The sequence below is a fragment of the Mycobacterium sp. genome (assembly GCF_036488105.1).
Lineage (GTDB): Bacteria > Actinomycetota > Actinomycetes > Mycobacteriales > Mycobacteriaceae > Mycobacterium.
In genome coordinates this window covers 1-1,610 of sequence record NZ_DASXHW010000482.1, presented here as the reverse complement: position 1 = coordinate 1,610, position 1,610 = coordinate 1, and the positions used below count along the sequence as shown (strand labels likewise).

The following is a 1,610-nucleotide window of genomic DNA, read 5'->3' as shown; positions in this document are numbered from 1 at the left end:
GCGAGCTGAAACCCATGCCCGACAACGTATTCCTCGTCACCGGCGCCAACGCCGGGCTCGGCAAAGACGTGGCGCGGCAGTTGGCGCTGCGCGCCGACGTCGACTCCATCTACCTGGCCTGCCGCGACCGGGCCAAGGCAGAGGCGGCGCAAGCCGACCTGCAACGGATCACGGGCCGGTCGGTCTTCGAGGTTCTGATCATGGATACCGCAGACGTCGGCTCGGTGCGCGCGGCGCTCAACGTACTTGAGCAGCCGCTGCGGGCGGTCCTGCTCAACGCCGGTGGCATGGGCGGTCCCACGCCGATGGCGCGCACCGCCGACGGGGCGACAACGATGTTTGCGTCCAACGTGCTCGGTCACGCGGTTCTGCTGGAAGGCCTGCTCGATGCGGGATTGCTGACGTCGACGGCTGTGCTGACCGGAAGCGAGGCCGCACGTGGGGTACCCAAACTGCGGATGAAGCGGCCAACGTTTGACACCCGGTCGGTTGAAGAGTTCGCGTCGGTCATTGACGGATCGTTCTTCCACGGCCGCAAGGTCAGTCCCATGCTCGCCTACGGCCAGGTGAAGTATCTCGGCGCGCTGTGGATGGCTGCGCTGGCACGAAAACATCCCGACCTTCGACTGCTCACCGTGAGCCCGGGAAACACATCGGGCACCGACGCGCCCAGGGACTTGGCCACGGTGCCTCGGGTGATCATGCAGCGCGTGATGCCGCATGTCGGACCGATGTTCGGTATCTCGCATCCCCTGGAAGTCGGCGCGAAGCGACTTCTCGACGGCCTAGTCGCAGGTGACCTGCGCAGCGGAGGGTTTTACGCGAGCGCGGCGAAGAAGCTGACCGGTCCGCTCGTCGACCAATCCACCATCGTCGCCGACTTCGCCGACCAGGCGACTCAAGACCACGCCTACCAGGCGGTCCATCGCTTCCTGGACAAGCCCGGTGGCCACGCCACGCCAGGGCTGATACCGCAACGGTCGACCCCATTTTGGGACAAGGAGTAGCACCGTGAGCACACAGGCCCGCTCGCATTCTGCCGACGATCACCGCGCTGATCTCGACTTCTATTTCGATCCGGTGTGTCCGTTCGCCTGGATGACCAGCAAGTGGGTCCGCATGGTGGCCGAGCAGCGTGACTACACGGTGGACTGGCGGTTCATCTCATTGCGAATGATCAACGCGCACATCGACTACGACGCCCATTTTCCGGCCGGCTACGAGGACGGGCACACCGCGGGGCTCAAGTTGCTGCGGGTCGCCGCGCGCGCCAGGATCGACTACGGGCCCGAAGCGGTCGGGCCGCTGTACCTGGCTATGGGACGACGGATATTCGACAGCGCGCCCGACGGCGGCCCTAACTCCCACATCGACCAAGGTTCGCGAGGCTTTCTGGAACCGATTCTGCGGGACGCCGGACTACCGGTCGAGCTGGTGAGCGCCCTCGACGATACGACGTTGGACGGGGTGCTGCGCGCAGAGACCGACGAAGCGCTGACGTTGACCGGCAAGGATGTCGGGACGCCGATCCTGCATTTCCGCCCACCCACCGGCGTGGCCTTCTTCGGCCCGGTGATCAGCCGCCTTCCTCGACCGGAGGAGGCAGTTCA

The 1,610-nt window shown here is 65.7% G+C and carries 2 protein-coding genes; both read left to right on the top strand.

Annotation, left to right across the window (positions count from 1 at the left end; translation table 11 throughout):
* Positions 1-1,007: SDR family NAD(P)-dependent oxidoreductase (locus tag VGH54_RS25205; RefSeq protein ID WP_331514858.1), on the top strand; the 1,007-nt coding region annotated here is incomplete at its 5' end.
* 91 nt (positions 1,008-1,098) lie between these two features.
* The coding region (locus VGH54_RS25200) for a hypothetical protein (protein ID WP_331514859.1) at positions 1,099-1,610 on the top strand (512 nt) is incomplete at its 3' end.